The 23,137-nt window shown below is 38.3% G+C and carries 14 protein-coding genes; 3 read left to right on the forward strand and 11 right to left on the reverse strand.

Annotation, left to right across the window (positions count from 1 at the left end):
- Positions 1–639: 639 nt before the first annotated feature.
- Complete coding sequence (locus ACM26V_RS15810; protein ID WP_416147691.1) at positions 640–5,979, reverse strand: peptidoglycan-binding protein; 5,340 nt, start codon at positions 5,977–5,979, stop codon at positions 640–642.
- 470 nt (positions 5,980–6,449) lie between these two features.
- Here ACM26V_RS15810 and ACM26V_RS15815 point away from each other — a divergent pair, with 470 nt between their 5' ends.
- Entirely contained in the window at positions 6,450–6,641 is a 192-nt protein-coding gene (locus tag ACM26V_RS15815) for a hypothetical protein (RefSeq protein ID WP_416147692.1), read from the forward strand.
- 289 nt (positions 6,642–6,930) lie between these two features.
- The gene (locus ACM26V_RS15820) at positions 6,931–8,787 is read left to right on the forward strand and encodes a DUF2264 domain-containing protein (protein WP_416147693.1); all 1,857 of its coding nucleotides are present in this window, start codon (positions 6,931–6,933) and stop codon (positions 8,785–8,787) included.
- A 379-nt stretch (positions 8,788–9,166) separates the two neighbouring features.
- On the opposite strand, the gene ACM26V_RS15825 is transcribed toward ACM26V_RS15820, so the two are convergent.
- From ACM26V_RS15825 to ACM26V_RS15870, 10 genes are all read right to left on the reverse strand, one after another.
- Positions 9,167–9,670, reverse strand: coding sequence for a hypothetical protein (locus ACM26V_RS15825; RefSeq protein WP_416147694.1), 504 nt, complete (start codon positions 9,668–9,670; stop codon positions 9,167–9,169).
- Positions 9,671–9,674: 4 nt separating this feature from the next.
- A complete protein-coding gene (locus ACM26V_RS15830; protein WP_416147695.1) occupies positions 9,675–10,220 on the reverse strand; it encodes a DUF6036 family nucleotidyltransferase in 546 nt (181 codons plus the stop codon).
- A gap of 227 nt (positions 10,221–10,447) precedes the next feature.
- Complete coding sequence (locus ACM26V_RS15835; protein WP_416147696.1) at positions 10,448–12,286, reverse strand: hypothetical protein; 1,839 nt, start codon at positions 12,284–12,286, stop codon at positions 10,448–10,450.
- A gap of 293 nt (positions 12,287–12,579) precedes the next feature.
- Positions 12,580–13,221, reverse strand: coding sequence for a YesL family protein (locus ACM26V_RS15840; RefSeq protein WP_416151894.1), 642 nt, complete (start codon positions 13,219–13,221; stop codon positions 12,580–12,582).
- 280 nt (positions 13,222–13,501) lie between these two features.
- Positions 13,502–15,112 (reverse strand): response regulator transcription factor, encoded by a 1,611-nt coding sequence (locus ACM26V_RS15845; protein ID WP_416147697.1) that lies wholly within the window; start codon positions 15,110–15,112, stop codon positions 13,502–13,504.
- A 16-nt stretch (positions 15,113–15,128) separates the two neighbouring features.
- Positions 15,129–16,910 carry a cache domain-containing sensor histidine kinase gene (locus tag ACM26V_RS15850; protein WP_416147699.1) on the reverse strand — a complete coding sequence of 594 codons (1,782 nt, stop codon included), beginning with the start codon at positions 16,908–16,910 and terminating at the stop codon, positions 15,129–15,131.
- Positions 16,911–17,019: 109 nt separating this feature from the next.
- Positions 17,020–18,429, reverse strand: a complete 1,410-nt coding sequence (locus ACM26V_RS15855; RefSeq protein ID WP_416147700.1) for an ABC transporter substrate-binding protein — start codon at positions 18,427–18,429, stop codon at positions 17,020–17,022.
- A gap of 29 nt (positions 18,430–18,458) precedes the next feature.
- Entirely contained in the window at positions 18,459–19,238 is a 780-nt protein-coding gene (locus ACM26V_RS15860) for a carbohydrate ABC transporter permease (RefSeq protein WP_416151895.1), read from the reverse strand.
- 57 nt (positions 19,239–19,295) lie between these two features.
- Positions 19,296–20,252, reverse strand: a complete 957-nt coding sequence (locus tag ACM26V_RS15865) for a carbohydrate ABC transporter permease (RefSeq protein WP_416147701.1) — start codon at positions 20,250–20,252, stop codon at positions 19,296–19,298.
- A 433-nt stretch (positions 20,253–20,685) separates the two neighbouring features.
- Positions 20,686–21,777 (reverse strand): LCP family protein, encoded by a 1,092-nt coding sequence (locus ACM26V_RS15870; RefSeq protein ID WP_416147702.1) that lies wholly within the window; start codon positions 21,775–21,777, stop codon positions 20,686–20,688.
- Between the two features lie 373 nt (positions 21,778–22,150).
- Here ACM26V_RS15870 and galU point away from each other — a divergent pair, with 373 nt between their 5' ends.
- Positions 22,151–23,047 (forward strand): UTP--glucose-1-phosphate uridylyltransferase GalU, encoded by an 897-nt coding sequence (galU, locus tag ACM26V_RS15875; protein WP_416147703.1) that lies wholly within the window; start codon positions 22,151–22,153, stop codon positions 23,045–23,047.
- The last annotated feature ends 90 nt before the right edge of the window (positions 23,048–23,137 follow it).

The following is a 23,137-nucleotide window of genomic DNA, read 5'->3' on the forward strand; positions in this document are numbered from 1 at the left end:
TCTCATAATCAGGTCTACTAAATATTATGATAGCGCTTACTTGTACGTTTCTCTATTAGACTACCACTAGAGGCTGCTAGTTTTTAGGATAATATTTTGAATATTTTGTATATTTTAATGAGAGAATCGTATTATGAGCGTATCCATTTGTATTATTTATAGATGTTGTGACTATTTTTGTATTGACTAGAGTTATTCGAGACAGGTTAAGCTTGTTACTTTTAAATTAAAAGGGAAATATTACTATTAATAAGGTTACTAATAGGGATGACTCTTTCATGGCGAAAAAGACTGTCTCTTCCTCTTCTAGTATTGCTCTGTTGTTTATCCGTCGAGACAAATCGATGTAAATTCGACGAAGCAAATGCTCTTTCCTGCGGTATTGGAAGTCCGGGCAAGACCCTGCAGGACATTTGCCCGAAGCGGCTTGACGACTTCACCGCGGAAAGCGAAGCCATGAAAGAGGCATCCCACTCTGATAACAAAATAGCACCTACGTTTTTTACTAGTTATACATTCGTAGATGCTACTTCAAGTGTCCTTGTATGGTTACATATTTTGTTTTTTTCTAAGAATCGTCACTATTGTTTTTCTAGCGTTCAAGCTACTTGAACGCTAGTTTTCTGTTTTCTTACTCGTTCATTCAGATAATGAATCGAGTTTCGCTAAGGTCACCGGATCTGCAATTCCACTCACCATTAGGTCATTTGCTTGTTGAAACTCTATGACGACGCCCATCGTCACCGGTCCGTAGTTTTCAGACGGATCTGAAGGGAAGTTGCCATAGCCCAAGGCTGTCAGTTTCAACTTCATCTCTTTCACTTCTGGTGCAGACTTTCCATTTGTGTAGACGGAATGTAAAATCTCATCCATCAGGTCAAGCGTTTCCTGATTTGCTTCTCCCGTCATTTCAAGATCGAAGTAAACTTGGAACGAACTGACGACCGCTTCTGTCACTGGTCCATACACTTCAGAAGGAGATGCTGGGAAATTCCCAAATCCTAATTCTGATAATTTTAATTTAAGAAGGAAAATCTCATAGCCGACATCTCCGTCTTTATATGGAACGTCAAGCTTGACTGCGTCTACTTGTTCCGCGAGCAGCGCTAAGGTCACTGGATCTGCGATGCCGCTAACGACAAGATCATTCGCTTCTTGATACGCTCTCACAACGCCCATCGTTACCGGTCCATAGTTTTCCGATGGATCCGTCGGGAAATTACCGTATCCAAGAAGCGTCAAATCTAGCTTCAAGTCTCTGATTTCAGATGCTGAGTTTCCATCTGTATAGATGCCGTTCAAAATCTCGTCTATCAAGTCGAGTGTCGTTTGATCGGCTTCACCAGATGCGTCTAATCCAAAGTAACTTTGGAACGCTATGACGACAGATTCCGTTACTGGACCAAATCTCTCCGATGGTGAAGTTGGGAAATTCCCAAATCCTAATTGTGTTAAGTTCTCTTTCAGTGTGACGATCTCTTGGCCAGTGTCCCCGTCTTTATAAGGAACATCAAGCGTCAAGGCATCCACTTGTTCCGCTAGTAACGCAAGCGTCACAGGATCGGCAATGCCGCTGACAACTAGTTGATTCGCTGCTTGGAAGTCACTCACAACCCCCATCGTTACCGGCCCATAGTTTTCCGATGGATCCGTCGGGAAATTTCCAAATCCAAGAAGCGTCAAATCTAGCTTCAAGTCTCTGATTTCAGGTGCTGTATTTCCATCGGTATAAATCGAATTTAAAATCTCATCGATAAGCGATAATGTTTCTTCTCCTGCCATACCCGTTGCTTCAAGTCCAAAGTAATGCTGGAAGGAACGGACAACCGATTCTGTCACAGGACCAAATCGCTCTGATGGAGAAGCTGGGAAATTCCCAAATCCTAATTGCGATAAGTTTTGTTTCAGAGTCACAACTTCTTCACCTGTATATCCATCTTTCAAGACTGGATCTGGGTCTGTTGCTGCTTCTAACTGATCGATTGCTGCTTGCAAGGCTGTTACAGCTGCATCGATATCTTCTTGCGTCGCTTCTTCATTTGCAAGCATTTCTTCAGCATCTGCAATTCCTGACTGTAAGTTAGCAAACGTTTCTTCTGTATATTCTCCTTCATTTGTGTAAGCTTTCGCTGTGTCTAGTAGGCTCTCAAGTTCTTCCGTATCTGCGGGATCTTCTGGATCTGTCGCTTCTACTAGACCATCGATCGCTGCTTGTAACTGGCTCACTTCTGCATCTATACTTGCTTGCGTCGCTGTTTCATTTGCGAGAACATCTTCCGCGGAAGCGATCGCATCTTGCAAAGCATCAAATGACTCTTCCGTATACGTGCCGTCATTTGTCATGTCTTTCGCTTCGGCTAGTAAGTTCTCTAACGCTGATGAATCTATCATACTCTCACTTTCACCTTTAATAATATCAAGACCATCTAATGTAAACGTACCGCCTTTAACAACAATTTTAGCGGTATGATTCGTGTTTTCTAATCCACGAATCTGATAAGACGTCTGTCTATCGCCTTTGGAATAAACCCGGTACTCCTCATCGACTAATTCACCATCGATATACACATCAAGTAATGCATCTGGAGTTCCTCCCAATACGTTGAATCCCGACCCTTCAAAATCAAAGATCATGCTAGTACTCGAATCTTGATCAGGTGTACTGTAGATGTTGACTCCACGGTAATCCATGAAAGTTTCGAGCTGTTCGTTATCTTTTAACGAAACTTTTAGCGTATGCTCGCCTTCTTCCAAATCTCTGACAGAATACCTCACGCCGTTCGATCCTACAGTGTGGTCGCCAACATCTTCCCCATTAAGTTCGAAATTATAGGCAGTTTGGTCTGCTGTCACACCCAAGTAATCTATTCCGGTTCCTGTGAAGTTAATCCAAATATACGGATTGTCGTTAAAATTCGCCCAAGCATTCGAATTATTTGAGCCCCAATTTGTACCTTCTCTATATGCATACACAGTGTTCTCTTCATTTCCTATATCGTCATCATCTGAAATTTGCACGATATTATTCGGTGCTAAAGTTGTGACTGCATCTACAGGAACTTCATCTTCCGTCTCTATCTCCACTTTCGTAAAACTCGTATAACTATCCTTAGATACTACTCTCAGTGTGTGCTCTGTCTCTTCCAGACCGTCTGCTGACCAGACCATCTGTTCGACGCTGCTATTATTTAAATAACTCACTTCGTCGACTAATTCATCATTTAAATAAATTTCTGCTGTCCCATTACCTGGGTTCGTTTCACCATATAACCTAATTTCATTTCCCTTAAATACAATTTCAAAGGAAGCACCATCAGACCCCCAGGCATTTCCACTGTTTGATGACCAACTTCCAGAATAGAACACTTGATTTAACGTCCCTTGTTCCGTAGTTGTATCTTGATGCCCTACGGTTAGCCCACTCCAAACAGGAAAGTCTGTATTCGCAGTCATTTGCGTGCGATTGTAATGGGCGTATCCAGCTTGATTAAATGACCAATTTCCAACATACCCGATTGGATTCCATCGATCAGTATTGTTGAAAGCTGCTTCTTCCGTCTCGTAAACTTTTCCTTGTGCACTATCATATTTGTCTGATTCATAAGCGTATCCATCAATTGGATCGATCCGCAAATTATCGAAGAGCGTTTCATAATAACCAGAACCTAAGGTCACTCTTCCAGACATGACAGTGGAGTTTTCGTCCGTATAGGTATCGATTTCTTCTCCATCAACATATAGTGTGAAGACATTTTCTTTCGCTTCAAACGCTAAATTATGCCAAACATCGTTATCAAAATCATCAATCATACCTGATTTTTCTACGCTGCCGAGTCTAAGAATTTCATATGATCCGTCTGCAAACACTCGTGCATTGTAAGGCGCTTGAGAATCTGACCAACTCTCTTTCACTTGACGTACCCCAATTAATGCATAATTATCTCTGTTGTCTACCTCGGGTGTGTACGTATCTAACAAAAAGTCGTAAGAAACGGTATAATTCACCCAACGGAAATCTCCAATGTTGGTGTTCGGATTCACGCCAGCTGCCGATCCATCGGTTCCGCCCCATACAGCCCAATCTGCTCCAATAATGTCTGTATTCATTATTTGTTGCAACATATTTCCACGAGATTCTGCTTCTGGAATGTCCCGCTCCACACGTTCGGCACTTCCACTCGTTCCTGGCTTCGTCGCCTCTTTGACAACTTCGAAGGCCCCGATTTGGTCTGTCGTATAACGTGGTGTACCACCACGACGGTCCACATAATCTCTACCATTTTCATCCGTACCATAATCCGTATATTCGAAATCATCCGTATATGGTAATGGCATAATCGTATCTTCTGCTAAATCAACCGGCTCTGATTGGTATTCGAAGCCTTCCACTTCAGATTCCCTATCTAAAGTCGAAATAGTCACGATCGAATATGGCTTCACTTCCACTTCATATTCGCCATCTTCTGGAGTGATTTCATCAATATTTTTGAACCAATTTGCATCATATGCTTGTCCATCGTCGGCTCCACGAGTTTCCCAAACATAGACAGTTGCATCCTCTTTGCCATTTAGATTTTCTGTGTTAATCGTATAGTTACGTGTATCTCTAGTATTATTTGCAAATACGGTTGTGTAGTCGTCCGTTTCAGGGTCTTTTAACGTTAAGTAATTGTGCGTACTCGTATCGACATCGACACCACCGTCAAAGAAATTCCCATCGCTATATGTTGCATCTTTAATATATTGCCACCTCTCATTTTCGTCTGTGGTGTGATCATTGTAACCAACGAAGTTCATCACATGACGAACACCTTGTACGCCACCATCTACTTCGTAAAAACCAGACCAAGGATCAAACGCACTAACTAAGTGTTTCGGGTTATATTTAGAACCTTGGTAAAAGGCAGCAACGGAAGGTTGAAAGTCAAATGAAACCGCATTTAGCGAGTTGTCACCTGCACCTTCCCATGAATACACCGAAATGATTCGTGAAGTGGCATCGATAATCCCTGCTCGTCCTCCAAGCCCTTGATAATTTGGCTCCATATTTTCTCGATAACGCGCATTAATCATCGGTGCAATTCCTTCAGATACCCAATTTTCCTTCGGTTGTTTCCCTTCTGCAATCAACTTGTCCTGCAATTCAAGAAGTTCATTTGAACTAGTCAGTCCATAATGGGAGCTAATTACATCAATCTCATCAATTAAATCCGGATTGTCAAGTAGTGCTCGACTAATTGTTTCTGTATCACGATACCCGTCTGCAGCAACAAGTTTAATATCTTTATAGTCAGCATCATAATTTGGTTCTTCTTTAATATTGGAAGTGAAGTATTTTAACCAATCAACTTCAGCTTTGCCGTTACCACCTTGGGACCTTTCATTTTGTGAAATCCCAACGTAATCTAGTTTAAATCCATACTCTTCTTCAACAGCATCAATTGTTTGTTTATACCATTGATAGCGATTTTCATAGTCATCGTTTGCAGCACCTTCCCATGTCCAACGCGGTTCACCCCAACGCAGAATTTCCGTCGTGATGTCAGGGTTAATGAATTTAGCATCAGCTGCAAACTGGAACCCTGCTCCTCGCAGAACATTCGCTGGTTCATCAGCATATCGCATCGTTGCAGGTTCCGTCCCTGAAGATGAATTAATATCTCCACCCAACTCTACTTTGACGTGAGCAAGACCCGCCCCTGTGTCTGGATTAAATAGCTCATTCATAATTTCCCAATACGCATCTGGGTGCTCTTCCTTGTAATCTAACATTAACCGAGACGTATTATTACCAGATACCGTTCCAAAACCTTTAAATCTGTTATATTCATCTACGTCGTTTCCATCAATTGTAATTGTTCGATTGTTATCTTCCGCACTTGTTTCTTGTCCTACCATAAATGCAATGAACCCTAATACCATGACAACAACAGCTGCATATACGATACTCTTTTTCAAGTTGATAGTTGTACTTACCATTTTTTAAATCTTCCTCTCTTAGCTCAAGATATAAAACAACATGACTTCTCTTCTAGTCTCGGATGAGTGGAATACTTCCGCACAAAAATGGTTTCATTTTACTTACGACTTTCTCAGTGACTATCCTTTTAACACTGAAAAAAGCTCCCGTTTTATAGCTCTTTCAACGGAAACAGATCCTCTTTCATTTATTTCAAATATCATCAACTCCTTCCTTTGATTTTTTCGACTTGCATTACAAACCACTACTAACCACTTACTAAGGTAAATCTTACCGTAAATTGTATGCGTTTACATAAAACTTTTTTGCTTATTTATGCTATTATTTTGACTTTTCAGTTTTTTCATTTGCTAGAATATTGAAATAATCTAGCAAATGAAAAAGAGAGGAAAATAATTTGTATTTTTATTATAAATTCAGTTTACTAGGTTTTGAGATGGGAATTAAATGAATACAAGGAGGGATTGATTTGAGAAGCTTACATCTATGGCAATGGCTTGCGATCTTAGCAGTTCTAATCTTAGGGACTTTGACGTTAACACGAGTAATTTATATCCCTTTCTATGCTCAAAGTACCTTGTTAGGAATTGCGTTAGTTTCTGTCATCTCTTTTAGAATTTATAAGTATATGATAACGAGACTGAATACAAAGAATAACTAATAAAGGAGGATTTCAAACATGAATTCTTATGTTTTTAAAGTCCTTCTTTCTATTCCTGGCTCTGTTAATTTCGATCACTTTTGTTTCCACCGGTTCCCCCCTCCATTTTCTCTTTAAACTAACCTAAATCAACAAATGAAATTTATTTGCACCAAATGCAGCATATAAGTAAAAATTGTTATACCTTATTCGAAATGTAACGGTATACAATGTGGTTATGATGAAATTTGAGAGAGTCAAAACATTCGAGTAATTCAGCCCCCCCATAAATAAAGAGGAGATGACTAAAATGAAAGCCTTTGACTTGCCAATTGCTACCAACCCTCTTCAAACAAAACAAGATCTCCAACAAGCATTGAAGCAATTAGTCCATCCATTAAAATCTTCCTACAGTAAAGGCAGTGCTCATATCCACGTTGGAAATACAGGCGCTGCATATCCTGATTCCATCGCTGAAATGGAAGCATTCTCAAGAGTTTTATGGGGAATGGCGCCGTTACTAGCTGGTGGAGAAGACGATGAGCTATGGGAAACATGTCTCGAAGGAATTAAAAATGGTACAAACCCTTCTCACGATGAATATTGGGGCGAAATCCATGACTACGACCAAAGAATCGTCGAAATGGCCGTTTACGGGTATGCCCTCTCTCTTATTCCTGATAAACTTTGGGACCCATTAACAGACCAAGAAAAACAGAACTTCGCTTCATGGCTCTCGCAAATAAACGATTGTAAAGCCCACGACTGCAATTGGTTGTTTTTCCCAGTTTTAGTCAATATCGGTTTGAAAAAGGTAGGCGCTACTTATAATCAGCAGACCATCGAGCAAAATTTAGATCGAATTGATAATTTTTATTTGTCAGATGGCTGGTATGCGGACGGGATAGATGCTCACAGCGATTATTACGTCCCTTTTGCACTTCACTATTACGGGTTATTTTATGCGAAAATCATTGGTAAAGAAGATCCAACGCGATCAGACGTGTATAAAGAGAGGGCAAAATTATTTGCACAACATTTTATTTATTGGTTCGCCGAAGATGGATCCGCGATCCCGTACGGAAGAAGTTTAACGTACAGATTCTCACAAGTTGCTTTCTGGAGCGCGATCATATTTGCTGATGTAAAAGTATTCCCGTTAGGCATAACAAAAGGGATTATTTTAAATCATTTACGTTGGTGGTTCAAGCAACCTATTTTTACAAAAGATGGTCTCTTAACAATTGGATATACGTATCCAAATCAGATCATGGCTGAGAATTACAATTCGCCTGGGTCGCCGTACTGGTCGCTGAAGACATTCTTAATTCTCGCCTTGAAGGATGACCACCCGTTCTGGCAAGCGAAAGAATTGCCGCTTCCTGAATTAGATGCTTCATCTGTACAAGAGAAAGCACACCTTGTTTTGTGCAGACAAGCAGAACCGAATCATATTCTCGCATTTAATTCCGGTCATCTATCGACGAATGATCACACGCATACTTCTGCTAAATACGAAAAATTTGTCTATTCAAATGTGTTCGGATTTAGCGTTCCTCGTGCAGAGTGGAAACTCGAACAAGGAGCATTTGACTCTACTCTTGCTTTAAGCGAAGGCGATAATATTTATCGCGTAAAAAGGTCGTGCGAGGAGATTCAAATAGACAACGACATCATTTATGCTAGGTGGAAACCTTGGTCAGATGTTGTCGTAAATACGTGGATTCTACCCGGAGCACCGATTCATTTACGCATTCATTGCATCGACTCTGCTAGGGATATAGATTTTGCCGAAGGCGGCTTTGCTCTTGGTTTAGATAATATCGGACATGATCAAACAAATGTGGATATTGCCAAGACGGACGAGCTTGTTCTCACGTCACTTCCTTGGGGACAAAGTGGGATCCAACATCTTTATGGAGGCGGGAAAGCCGAATCTATTTATCCTCAGTCAAATACGAACGTAATGAGTGCAAGAACAGTAATTCCTACTGTGACAGGTAAGCTGTCCCCTGGTAAGCATTGGCTTGTTACTTCCGTGTTTGCTGAACCTGGCAATAGCCAAACAACCAAGTGGCAAAATGCCTACTCGGTCGAAACCAAAGGTGAAAAAATCATCGTCACAGCGAATTCTAGTAAACACATTGTTTTTCAAAAGAAGGTGTAATCAGAAAGAACGAATCTCTTCTTTCCGTTTCTCCGTGAGAAATACTACACACTTCTACTGTACCTTCAGATTACATCCTAAATCTTTTGTAGATAGCCATTTTTTGATGTTCTTTGTGGTTTTTGCATTTCCATCAGATCCTCGAGTTACGTCAAAATACAATCCATTATTCATTTGTATTTGCTTTATAACCTCAAGAGGATTGTATCCTAATATTGAGCATCCGGAGTTTGGTTCTGGTGCTGTCACTTTTCTATATTTACAATTCTTAATTTGTCATCTTTTTGTAAATAAGTTATACTAAACCGTTTTCTTTTAGACTATATTATTTTTGTTCAATACAAAAAGCACACCCCTTCTTAATTAAAAGAGTGTGCTTCTACTTCGTTACAAATAAATTGTCAAAATCTACTTTTTTCATTCTATTTGCAACATAAGCATCTTTTTCTGGATTTACTTCTTTTTCATTAACCAAGTAATTAGCAACAGAGACAAAAAGTTTCTCCATTTCTTTTGATTCATCGTACTTCCTTTGTCCAGTGGATGTTACCACATGTGATTGATGAACATATTTGTTTCGTAACACCCTAGCAAGGTTCCGTACTTCAGGTCGATACACACTCTCTTTTTCTACTTCTTGAAGTGCTTTGTAAAGCGATGACTTTAACCGTTGAACTGTGTATTTCTTCTCTGCTAAGAGCAAGAACCTTTGGTAATATTCGGGCTTCGATAAGACATAAAACACAAATACGTTTCGCACTCGTCGATCTTTCATACTCATTTTCAACAACTCTTCAAAAGAATGATCACCATAGGCTAAATACCTCTGTTCTTGTTCCAACCGATTAAAAAACTCTTTTTCATTCAACACATCTTGGGTCATCTCTTTATCCTCCCTTCCTTTCCTTCCATTGCTTTAATAATTCGTCCAGTTCATTATAACGTCTTCTTGGTAACATTATATATGGAAGGTACTCTTCGTACAATCCTTTTAGTTTATCTATATTAGCATTGCCAAGAATTCCAGATTCTAAAATATCCTCCATATCTTTCTCTGTTTGCCGAGTTGTAAACAATTTAGATATAATCAGATGCTCTGTTGATGGCAAGTAAACTTCTAAATGATTAAACGCAACATTTAATCGTTCAAATTCCTTACGTACATCCTCTAATGGCGGGAGTTCCATCACACTTTCAATACTGCTACTTACAGAGTAATTAGCTAAAATCTTTCGAACTTGAGCATCCTCGTGTTCCATTCTAACGAAGGCATCAATATCACTAGTAGCGTGAATGTTACTCTTTAAAAGTAATGCTGATCCACCAAAGATAGTTAAGGAAACCTTGCCTTTTATAGGTATTCCCCCTAATTCATAATCGATTTTATACAATGTTTCGATAATATCCTGTTTATTTCGAAACTCCTTATTCATGTTATCACTCCCAATAAATATTTAATTAGCATTTCAATATTCCACTTGTAAATGACTAATATATTGACTAGGAGGAAAATCCCCGTCCTTTGTTGAAAAACCCATAGATCTACCAAAAAAAATATTACTTAACACGATCACATTAATCATTTAAGTCTTTTTCAAAGGCAGTCTTATAATATTATTGTAACACGATTGTCTAAAACTACCTGACTTGATTAAGGGATTTAACATAAAAACGTAATATCAATCGTACTCTCGTCGGCGATCACTTCTTGTTTCAATGTGATGATCGAACAGGATGATTCTCCGCCAAAGTGGTCTTTATACGATACGTTCTTTACACTCGCAGTAAGAGTAGTTGTATCGAAGTTCATTTCCATGGCAGATTGATTTTTGTAAATAAGTAGTCCATTTTCAACTGGTTTTATGCTATCCGCTTCGGTTACAAAGTTCTCTTCAATTACTAGTTTTTTTGATTTCTGAAAAGCAAACTGATCACTTAATTTTAATATGAACCCATCCTCGGTGTGATTGACAGTAAATTTACGTATGAACGACTTCACATCATCACAAGGGTATGCTTGCGATAAATCAACCTCTAGATGTTCGCCAGTGTCACGTGTCTCGGGGTCACTTAGGACAGCAACATACCTTTCCCCCTCCGCTTGATGATAACCATTGATCACAGGCACCGAATGGCCATGCGATCCATTGTTCAGAATCGAATAGCGATTGCGACTGAAATATTCTTTCGTGTATTCACCTGCACCTAAATCCCACAGAAAAGTATCTTTATTTTTCATCACTACAAACTGGCCAAGGTCATTATGATTGTGAGGTTCGAGGTTATGCCCTCCCTTTGCGACAAAGCTATAGTGATCGGTGTTTTTCGATACACTATAGATATACCATTGGCTATCTTTAAGATAGTGTACTTTATTTCCCCATTTCTTGATTGTTCTGTTGCTCGCCTCACGCCAAATAAGGTTCCTAATAACATGCCCCCAGCGACTGCAATGATCATCAAAATAGCCAGCTATCGTAGTAATGGGTGGTAATTCAACCTCTTTATACTCTCGATGCAAGTAATGGCTAAGTCCTTCTAACGTCTTTGCCCCTTTTACAGAGTCTGAAAAGGGAACCTGGTAGTCCTCAAACAAAAAGCATTTTTGTTGGAATAATGCTATTTCTTTCACTTTTTTCTTATCAAATAAGTCTAGTCTATTTGCTGTTCTCTTTCTAAACATATCAGCAAAGTAAGTGTAGAAACTAAACCCATATTGCCAATACGAGTACCCTTCTAAACAGACACCATCGTCATTAAACCCGTCTAAATAAGTCGACAACGTATTCACACATCGAGATAACACACTAACTTCCACTTCAACATCATCTGTTAGATACATTGTTGCGATCCCAATAGACCCAGCACAGACCGCAGCCCAATTATGTGTGGCAGACTCCCACTCATAGCCGCGTTTTTGTTCAAATCGCTCGATCACTCGGGTATTCACTTCTTGTTTCAGTCTATTTAGTACAATTGGTTCAATGAGGTCTTTTACTAATGAATAAATTTCGCTTAATGCGAACGCCGTTTCCGCTGAAAACAAATCAATTTGCTTGTTTTCAAGCGACCACTGATCGATATCTGACATTGGCTTAACTGTATCGTCTGTATCAATATCTAGATGAGCAGGCAAACACCAAGACGGTTCAGCGCAGATCGCCCAAATAATATCTTCCAACGCCTGTTTATAGGCGACATTAGCTGGATAAACGATAGACATAATCGCAAACGTATTCAACCTTCTCCTCCTGAGAAAATAAACGTTCTCAAACTCTTTCCGCCGGCCTGTTTTCGCAAAATCGATAAATAATTGAAATGGCAGGTGAGGAATCGTTTGCTCTAATAATTGCTCCGCATCGCTGGTAATCTCATTCAAATAAGCTGACTGTCCTTTGACTTGCAGCAACGATTCAAGTTTCCCCCGCACACTACCATCAATTAATTGAAAATCATTGTCTGTATTTTTCAATATCTCTCTCATTTTCCCCTGATCCATTACGTCCACCCTTCCTAACGTTTAAATCATATAGAATACAACCTGATGAAATAACTTGCGATGCCTCTGCCATGGCGAGACTCCTGCGGTAATGGAAGTCCTGGCAAGACCCTGCAGGGACGAGCGTTTTCTTCACGAGTAAGCTTCGAGTTGTCTCGACGGATCCCGCTTCAGAGCCTTACTAGCAGAGGAAGAAACACATTTTTTTGCCCGAAGCGGCTTGACGACTTCACCGCGGAAAGCGAAGCCATGGCAAAGGCATCCCTTTCCTTATAAGATAACACCAACCTCCATCAAGCATGTTTCACACTATAATACTTATCCTTTATATCATTAACTTTATGCAAATAAATCCCCATCACACAATATGTAATCCCACTTGCACTAAAGAAAAAGATTAGCGCAGGAACAACCATAAAAAGTGCTGCAAACAAAAATAAAATAACAACCAAAGCAAACGTAATATGTGGATATGTGATTCCAAGCATGACAGAAAGTTTTACTTTCTGAAAAAGTCCCATCTCAAAATGAACATAGACAGGAAAAATATATAAAATAAATAAACCTGCGACAATCGCAACGAGGATGTTACAAATCAATATAGCCAACGTCAAAAATGCCCCATCATTAACAACGCCTAAAAATTGAGAATTAATATACAGTCCGTAACCAATTACTAAAATAGGCAACCCAAGTAAGTTACTTTTAAAAAATTCTTTCTTATATGTGGCAACGAATTTCCTATGAATAACTAGCTCATCATCTTCAAGCAGCCAGCTTCGAACAACATTAAATAATGCGACTGTTGAAGGCATGACCCCAAATATGACAAGTCCAGGTAGAAGACCGACAATCCACAGGAAATTAACGTACGCTAACCTCATTAACACATCACTTACTTTATAAATACCACCCATCAACCCGCCATATTGCATAGAAATCACTCTTTCTAATTTATGTTATGTAAAGTAATAGAAACGCCCTTGAATTACCACTTTTAAACATCAACCTCTAAGGAACGCCCTGTTATAGTAACGTAGAGTATATTGTGTCCGTGCAAAAATCCCTACGCTTTCCGCAGGCAACGCTGAAGCTAATCGGGTAAAAACCGCCCTATGGATCTTCAGCCATTGCTTTTCCTGCAGGAGTCTCCGGGTTTTTGGCGGACGTCATCAGAGAGCGAAGCCATGAAAGAGGCATTCCTACCCTTATATATCACGAAAACTTATAATTTTTCCGATACTCCATCGGTGGTGTAGCATAATACTTTTTAAATAGCTTAATGTAGTAACTCGTATTCTCATAACCTAACTTGTTAGATATTTCCTCCACAGTTAAATCTGTTTCAATCAAATATGTCTTAGATTTCTCAACCTTTGTTTTCGTCACATATTCCGTAAACGTCATTCCCGTTTCTTTTCTAAATAACCTACTAAAGTAACTAGAATTCATATACAAATGGTTCGATGCATCTTCCATGCGGATTTTCTTATCAATATTCTCCTCCACATACAGCTTCGCTTTAATAATCTCCTCGTGTTGCGTGACAGTTTCCGTACCTAAGTAGTGAATAATATCTTCCATAAATTTGTACATGTAATCTTTTATTTGCGTAATATTACTGATTGCATTAACTTGTGAATGGAGCACTTTCGCTTTATCAGAATGCAATTGATACAAATATTGGTATCTAATCGAAACATTTATCAACACACTATGAATCAAACTCTTCACTTCGTCTGGATGATACTTCTTTGCAGTAAATATATTTATCCATTTTAGGATAACTTCTTCCATCACATCTTCATCTAAGGTAGAAACCACCTTATCAATTTCTTCGTAAAAGTTCGTATATTCTGAAAATATATTACTTTGCGAAAAAGATTGATTGATTTCACTAGTAGAAACCATCTTTTTGCCTTCTACATAAAACCAGTGACTTCCAATGTTCATTAATTTGCTAACCGTCTGTTTCATTTCAGTCAAATTGCTGATTGGCTGATGATAATGAACCATCGACGTATCCACATGTAAGTATTTATGAATAACTTTTTGAAAATGAGTCGCTATTTTTTTCATTTCCACATAAGGATTACTCTTTATCAATGACTTTACTTTCACAAACCAGATCATTTCATTCTCATCGTTTGTGAAACTAATCAATTCTTCTCGTCCCTCCGTTATCTCGGAGATAATATTGTCGATTGCAAACATTAACAGCTCTGATGACTGGTACTTCTCCAACAATTTTGCGTGATTATTAATTTTCACAATCAGCGGGATATATTTATATTTATCAAGGTGTAGTCCAAAGGTAGTAAATTCCTGTTTCCAATCATCTGAACTAGTAATAGATTTTTCCAATACATTTCGTAATAATTCCCTTTTTAACCGCAATTGATTTTGATCCCTGTAGGATTTTAATTTCTCCACTTCTCCTTTTGACTTGTTTCTTTCTTCAATTCTAGAGATAAGGACATCAAGCGAGTCAACGAAATTTTCTGGTTCAAGCATGTCTTTGAGGATATATTCTGTCACATTCAATTTGAGAGCATGCTTCGCATAATCAAAATTATCATGGCACGAAATAATTAAAGACTCTAAGTTCGGGTTGATCGCATGCATTTGATCAATCAGTTCCAATCCGTTCATTTCGGGCATGTCAATATCAGTAATGAGGATATCTGGTTTTCTTTTGGCTGCGAAGTCCATTGCTTCCTTCCCTGACTCGCACATATCAACGTTAATGCCTTTCTCTAACCATGGGATACACGCATTCATATACTCTAGCATTTGATAGTTATCATCTACTAATAATGCATTCATAGCTCTCTTGCCCCCCCTAATAGTTTAGTGGAATACGGAACAATACTGACATGCCCTCTCCCCTCTTGCTGTCGACTTGCATCTTAAATTCTTCTCCATATATTAAGGTCATTCTTTCATTAATATTTTTTAAACCAATTCCTGTTTGTTCGTCATCCTCATTATAACTTGCAATCATGCCTTCTTTACTCACAGATAGACTAGCCAGAACACGTTCTAAATCTGCCCTTTCCATGCCTTTGCCATCATCTGAAATCGTGACGATCATGTGCTTTTCTTCCATTTTCGCTAAAATTGATATCTTCCCACTCATACTTTTAAAACCGTGTTTTAATGAGTTCTCTACTATTGGCTGCACAAAAAACCTTGGAACTTCGGTATTTAGCGTCTCCGTATCTATATCTAACACCAACACTATAGGAGTCTTATTCATAGAATTCATTAAGTGTAGATAATTCCTCGTATGATCTAATTCTTCCTCAAAGCTGATCCATTCTTCTCCCTTATAGACCATTCTCAAAAATTTATTAAATGACAAAATAAGTTGTGACGTCTCTTTGTCGCCATTTTTGTAGACTTGAATCCGAATCGTATTTAAGATATTAAATATAAAGTGCGGTTTTATTTTCCCTTGTAACACAGCTATCTCTGCCTTACGTTTAATTTTTTGCTCTATTTTTAGCTTTTCGAACATATCCTGAATCCGGTCAAGCATGACATCAAACGCCACACTCAAACGCCCTATTTCATCATTTCTATCAATATTTGACCTAATTTGTAAGTTACCTGCTTCAATTTCTTCCGCTGTATCTGCGAGCTGTGTTATCGGCCGCGTAAATCGATTGACAATGAAAAGCAAAATCATAATTAAAACAAATAATGCCATCGTAATCACATAGATATTTACTGTGTAGGCATTACTAAGCTCATCAATCGCCTCGTCATATGGCATATAACTCACCAAAGTCCAGTCATGAAACGGCATTTCTTGTTGAACGTGTAAAATATCGTTCCCTTCGTGAGAAATTATCATCGAAGATTGCGTATCTTTCAACCGTTGATAGTATTGGAATTCCTTCCCAACATTAGTTTCATCTTGGTCATACAATATATGGCCAGTTTCGTCTAATAAAACCAAGCTTCTATCATACGTTTGATCATTCATCTCAATACTTTGCAGATCCTCGAGTCCAGCAAATACATATGCACTCGTTTCACCTGCATAACTTGTTAGTCTTCTCCCTAGCAAAATCGTTTGATTATTATTCTCTAATAAATGCCCCTCTGCTCTTCCATCATCGATACTGACCGCACTGAATCCATGTACTCGAAACGTTGGGACGCTTTCAAGTATCTCAATCCATTCACTTAGTCTGTCAAACTCAAAGCCACCGCTAAATCTATAATTAGAAAAATAATTTTCACCTGTTGCCGGAATAATCGCAATCGTAATATTACTGTTACGCGTTTGATCATCTAATTTAGCATTTATCGTTGCATATGCTAGCGGAGAGATAGAACCACGATTACTAGCATTCAACATACTTCGAATTTCGTCATCAAAGTGAATGAAATTCATTGTTTTGATTAATTCATCTATTTCATAAGACATTGTAAGTTTAGCTAGTTCTAAATTATACTCTTCGCTTTGGATCGTCTGTTCTTTCACGACATTAAGACTCGTGTAGATGATATTCCCCATACTAAATAAAACTGGAACTGCCGTACATGCAATAATAGTCAAGAAAAGTTTTTTTCTGAATGTATTTATCCGCACATTTCCTAACAATTTCTCCATGAAATCTCGCATGCACGTCACTTCCCATTACCAGACATTCTGAATCTTATAAACTGACAACAAGAAGCTAGAAGCAATTTGCGCTTCTAACTTCTCATGTTTTATAGACTTACTCTACATTCTGATCAATCACATTTTGCACAGCTTCATGAGCATTTTCAATCGTAGTCTCTAAATCTTGCTCATCTAGTAAGAATCTCTCAACCTCACCAGAGTAAGCGGTCTCAACTTCCGATATAAACGCAGGTGGGATACTCAGAGCAGCCGCCTCTTGAACTTCAAGCGTATGAATAAGTGATTCCATATTAATCAAGTCCACATTAACGTCACTTTCTTCTAGTAGATTGTTTACCACTTCTTCCATATCTACCCCTTGAAAGTCAGGTAAAAATTTCGATTGTGTCACAATTCCCTCTGTAGTATACCATCTTAAGAACTCAAAAACCTCATCTTTATGTTCTGAACCAGAGTACATGGCCATGAAGTCAGCGCCTGATGGTGACGTAATCGGATCTCCTTCTTGTGCTTGTGGATATGGAGCGAACGCTGTTGTAAATTCAGTCCCCTCTTCAACACCACCACTATCATTGATCATCCACGTTCCAGTCATAATCATCGCTGCACTACCACCAAAGAACTGCGGTCGATAATTCAAATCAAGAGATATCGTATCCGCGTATGGCGTTGCTGAGTCTTCTTCATGGCCTCGTTGACGAATTTCTAACGATTGACGAATGCGATCACTATCAACATTTGACGTTACACCGTCATCTTTAATTAAATTGCTATCTTCATGCTGATTAAATGCCGCTAATTTCAAATAATCCGTCCACGTATGGAAGAATGTTCCGTAACGTCTGTCAGATCCTTCACCTTCAGAAAGAATTTCTGCATATTCCATGTACTCATCCCATGTCCACTCTTCAGGTACGTCTAATCCATTCTCTTCTAGTGCATCTTGGTTGAGCATAACGAAGAATCCGTTAAACTTTCCTGGTAATGCATAATAATCGCCATCGACGCTTGTATCTACACCATATTCTTCTTCATAGTCTATCCCATTATCATCTAAATACTGATTTAATGGTTCAAACATTCCTTGACTGACACGCTGTGAGTAGTTCGCAGCATCATTGACAATGATCGCATCAAGGTCATCTCCGGAAGCAGCTGCTAAGTCAATTTGCTGCATCGTTTCATTTGCATCGTTGTTCTCAGGAGTAATTGACTCTACTTTAATGTGAGGGTGTTCTGCCTCAAAAGCATCTATGACAACATCCCAATTGTCTTGTTCTGTATTATACCAGTGATGAAGACGAATCGTAACAGGTTCTGAATCACCAGCCTCTTCTGAATCATTTACTTCGTTATTGTTTTCGTTATTGTTCTCGGTCTCATTTGCTTCTGGTTCATCGTTATTTTCATCAGCCCCAGCATTATTCGAATCATTTCCACAAGCTACCATCATTCCAATTAACATTGCACTAAATAGTATTAAAATAATCACTTTCCACTTCATAATAAACCCTCCATTTCATATATTTATACTTATCCTTTAACTCCACCCATTGCAATTCCTTCAAGCACATATTTTTGGCCAAAGAAGAAAATAATCAATAGTGGAAGAATAGCCGACACTGCACCTGCCATGATTAAACTGTAATACTCACCGCTCATCGATGAAAATCTTGAAATCCCCAGTTGAACCGTCGTTAAATGATCGGATCTCAAGAAAATAAGCGGTCCTTGATAATCATTCCAAGTCCAAATAAATCTTAAAATACCATACGTTGATATTGCAGGTAAAACGAGTGGAACCGCCACTTTTGTAAAAATGATAAAGTGTCCTGCACCATCTATTTTTGCAGATGCGATATAATCATCATGAATCCCTACGAAAAATTGCCTCAACATAAACGTCCCTAGTACACTAAAGCTATTTAACAAGATCAACCCTATGTGTGTATCAAATAAGTCTAAATACATATAAAGCATAAATTGAGGAACTAATATCGCTTGAGCCGGAATCATAAAAGTTGCTAATACTAGCATAAAAATAATATTTTTTCCTTTAAACTCTATTTTTGAAAATCCATATGCAGCCATGGTTGAGACTGCCAGTGATATGAATGTTGTCGCCACTGTTACTTTGATTGAATTCCAATAGTATAATGGGAAATTACCGCTCCAAACTTCCGCATAATTTGACCAACGCCAATCACTTGGAATCCATTCGATCGGATATCTGAAAACTTCAATTTCTGGTTTTAATGATGCTGAAATCATCCAAATAAATGGAAGTAAAAATACAATTCCTATCGTAAACATGATCAAAGTAATTACCAGCTTTATTATTTTAGCTTTCACTATTTTACCTCCTTTGCATCAATAATTTACCCACTTCTTCTGTCCAACCCACTGAATAGCAGTTACTACAAATAACATAACTAGTAAGAACATTGAGATAGCAGATGAATAACCAGACCTTAAGTATTCGAACGCTTGCTCATATAAATAATAAACGATAACAGATGTCGAATGCCCTGGCCCTCCACTAGTTAGAACAACAATTAGTTCGAAGGATTTGAAACTATATATAATACCTGTTATTAATAGAAAAAATGTTGTAGGTGATACCATCGGCAACATAATATGCCTGAATTTTTTCATCACGCCTGCACCATCAATGTCTGCCGCTTCGTACAATTCTAATGGAATGTTTTGCAAAGCTGCGAGATAAATAATCAGGTTAAACCCAATCGAAGTCCAAATACTAATGATCATGACTGATACTAACGCCCACCTTGAATCGGCTAGCCACCGCGGTGGATCAGCAATTCCTATCGCCATCAAAAATTCATTAATCGGTCCATATGATGGGTGAAAAAGTAATTGAAATACGATTGCAATCGCTACGATACTCGATATATACGGCATGAAATAAACAATTTTGAAGAACGACTTCATATACACATGTTTATTTATGATTACTGCAAGAATTAAAGATAAAAACATTGTAATCGGAACAGCGAATATCAACCATATATTATTCCTTACTGATCGAAGAAATAGATCATCATCTAGTAACCTCTGATAATTTTCAAGGCCAACAAAGTTCATATCTCCTATACCAGCAATAAATACCCAATCTGTGAAACTTACAATTGCTGCCATAATAATTGGGAATATGACTAGAATCGACGTACCAATCAGCATTGGGCCAATAAAGAAATAACCTGCCCACGTTTCTTTTGTTTTCTTTTTATAATAATTTTTTTTCTTAGGAACCTTTGCATTTGCCGGATTTGCCTTCAAGTTTTGATTTCCTTGTACTGGATCCAATCAACGTCACCCCTTCCGATAATCTTATATTTTTAGTCCGTGATAACTAGTTTAAGTTAGGTGATGATTTTACATAAATTTTAATGTTCATGGTATTTTTGAAAAATTAAAGTGTCTTGCAACAACTCCTATCATCTGTTTATCCTTTCTTCTGTATGTTCAGTTTACTCGACTATGTATTCGCTTACATGCAATAAAAATGACTGCTGATGAAACTATTTTGACTTTTGAAAAAATATTGGCATTTGTGATTAATGATTGGTGAGGTGTTATGGGTGAAAGGGCGAAGGGAAGGGAGCGAAGGTTAGCGTGCACTTTACGGGAGAATGGGGATCCGAATCAAACGAAGCCATGAAAGAGTTATTCCACTCTGATAGACTTTTCCCCTCAACAAAAAACTGCCCCATCAATTGATGAGACAGTTTGGCTATATTTATGGTTGTCCTTCGATTGCAGGCACTTGTTCGACCTCGATTCCATGATCCTCAGATTCATAAGATTCTACTTCACCTTCAGCCCCTGGTTCTGTTGGCGATGTCGTAAAAATAGGATCGACTTCATCAATAATCCCTAAATGCTTTTGTAGACGTTGTTTCGTATGCTCTAAAGATTGCTCATCAATCTCGTAGTAATAAATGCCATCAAGCATCAAATCCGTACCTTCAAAATTTAATGATTCAATATTATCTAAGTCACTTGCATAGGAATGCATCGAGATAATCTCATTAAAATCAATATTCATCTCTAAATTACGCCCTATCGTATTCATTAACGAATTAAAGTTAGTAATCGAACTAAATGATGCCACTTCTCTAATCAGTGATTCGATCACTTCTTTTTGACGTTCACCACGTCCCAAATCTCCTGCAGGATCGGATTTTCTCATTCTTACATACGCGAGAGCTTCTTCGCCCATAAGAACTTGTTCACCTTCATGAATCGTCAATGTTCCATAAGTAGCGTTATCCGTTTCAGTAAAAGTCATCGGTGAATCTACGGTTATCCCATTCAATTCATCAATAATTTCCATAAAGGCATCGAAGTTCAATGAAACAAAATAATCAACTGGAATGTCGAGTAAGTTCTCAACGGTATCAAGCGTCATATCAACTCCGCCAAATGCATGGGCATGATTAATTTTGTCTAATCCATATCGTCCAACAATCTCCACTCTTGAGTCACGTGGGATGTTAAGCATCTTAATTGATCCTTCATCAGGATTAAACGTAACGAGCACCATTGCATCCGTAAGCCCACTTAAGTCACCATCGCGTGTATCGAGTCCTAGGAACAACGCAGAAACAGGATCACTACTCGGATTTACCGCCGTTTCTCGGAATTCAGAGCGTTCGCCTCTTTCTAAATCTTGTTGTGCACTCGACGTCACGCTAGCGACTTGTGAACCCATGTATAATAAAGTTCCTCCCACTAACAAAAAAACGGCTAATAGCGTAAATAGGCTAATTTTTAATAATGTACGCCTTTTTGGTTTCGGTTCTTTGTTATCTATTCTTGATTGTGTCACTATAGACACTCCTTTTTATTAGAAAAACTTGGCTTGTCGCCAAGTCCTTCATGGCGAATGCCTTAGTTTATCTTATACTTTAATTCTTTAGCGAAGTTAAACATTCTTAAAGTATTATAAACATACTAATAGTATTCTTTTCACTCTAAATTATGTGATAAAATCCTCAACAATTAATTTTACTTTAAATTACTATGAAGGTAAAGATTTTTTGCTAAAATTTTATTAATTTCATAGAATACTGAGACTTTTTTCGTTTGTTTTTGGTGAAGTCTAGTAATCGATAAAATTAACCCGAAAAATGTCTAGATTATTCTTGCCTGTACAAATATTTGGATGTATTGTAGAAATTAGAAAGAAAGGAGTGTATCACATGGCAAAAGTAAGAAAAGCAATTATCCCTGCTGCTGGTCTTGGAACAAGATTTTTACCAGCAACAAAAGCGCAACCTAAGGAAATGTTGCCGATTGTTGACAAACCAACGATTCAGTACATAGTCGAAGAAGCAATTGCTTCTGGAATTGAAGATATTATCATTATTAGCGGTCGAGGCAAACGAGCGATTGAAGACCACTTTGATAAATCATATGAACTAGAAGAAACTTTGTTAAAAAAAGAAAAAATGGCGTTGCTAGAAGAAATTCAAACGATTTCTAATTTGGCAAATATTCATTATATCCGCCAAAAGGAACCAAAAGGGTTAGGTCATGCGATCGGGTGTGCGAAACACTTTATTGGTGACGAGCCTTTCGCCGTCCTACTAGGGGATGATATAGTGCAAACCGAGGGTACTCCATGCCTCAAACAACTCATCGATGTGTTTGAGCGCTATAACTCATCCGTCGTAGGGGTTCAACCTGTACCAGATGAAGATGTTTCTAAATACGGGATTGTTTCTCCTAAATCTTCTGAAATTGAACCTGGTGTCATTCACGTAGATGACCTTTTCGAGAAACCAAAACTTGAAGACGCACCTTCAAACCATGCGATTATGGGTCGTTATGTGCTAAGACCTGAAATTTTTGACATATTAGACCAACTTGAACCAGGCGCTGGAAATGAAATTCAACTTACTGATGCGATTAAGAAACTTAATGAAAATCAAGTCGTGCTTGCATATGAATTTACCGGGAAACGCTACGATGTCGGTGACAAACTTGGTTTTGTCAAAGCTACTGTCGACTTCGCCTTACAAAGAGAAGACCTAAAACACGATATGCTCGACTACTTAGCAGAGATTTCGGAAGTTCATTTGAAAAATCAGGAATAAGCTATATTACAAAAAGGAGAACCGCAAAAAACGGTTCTCCTTTTTTGTATATTTTTTTCAATGGCAAGTTAGTTACGCTGAAAATCAGCC

This window comes from Salipaludibacillus sp. HK11 (assembly GCF_047795645.1).
Taxonomy (GTDB): domain Bacteria; phylum Bacillota; class Bacilli; order Bacillales; family Salisediminibacteriaceae; genus Salipaludibacillus.

Coding starts and splice junctions, on each gene's coding strand:
- ACM26V_RS15810 (WP_416147691.1), bottom strand. CDS start 5,979: ATGGTAAGTACAACTATCAACTTGAAAAAGAGTATCGTATATGCAGCT.
- ACM26V_RS15820 (WP_416147693.1), top strand. CDS start 6,931: ATGAAAGCCTTTGACTTGCCAATTGCTACCAACCCTCTTCAAACAAAA.
- ACM26V_RS15825 (WP_416147694.1), bottom strand. CDS start 9,670: ATGACCCAAGATGTGTTGAATGAAAAAGAGTTTTTTAATCGGTTGGAA.
- ACM26V_RS15830 (WP_416147695.1), bottom strand. CDS start 10,220: ATGAATAAGGAGTTTCGAAATAAACAGGATATTATCGAAACATTGTAT.
- ACM26V_RS15835 (WP_416147696.1), bottom strand. CDS start 12,286: ATGGATCAGGGGAAAATGAGAGAGATATTGAAAAATACAGACAATGAT.
- ACM26V_RS15840 (WP_416151894.1), bottom strand. CDS start 13,221: ATGCAATATGGCGGGTTGATGGGTGGTATTTATAAAGTAAGTGATGTG.
- ACM26V_RS15845 (WP_416147697.1), bottom strand. CDS start 15,112: ATGAATGCATTATTAGTAGATGATAACTATCAAATGCTAGAGTATATG.
- ACM26V_RS15850 (WP_416147699.1), bottom strand. CDS start 16,910: ATGGAGAAATTGTTAGGAAATGTGCGGATAAATACATTCAGAAAAAAA.
- ACM26V_RS15855 (WP_416147700.1), bottom strand. CDS start 18,429: ATGAAGTGGAAAGTGATTATTTTAATACTATTTAGTGCAATGTTAATT.
- ACM26V_RS15860 (WP_416151895.1), bottom strand. CDS start 19,238: ATGTTTACGATAGGAATTGTATTTTTACTTCCATTTATTTGGATGATT.
- galU (WP_416147703.1), top strand. CDS start 22,151: ATGGCAAAAGTAAGAAAAGCAATTATCCCTGCTGCTGGTCTTGGAACA.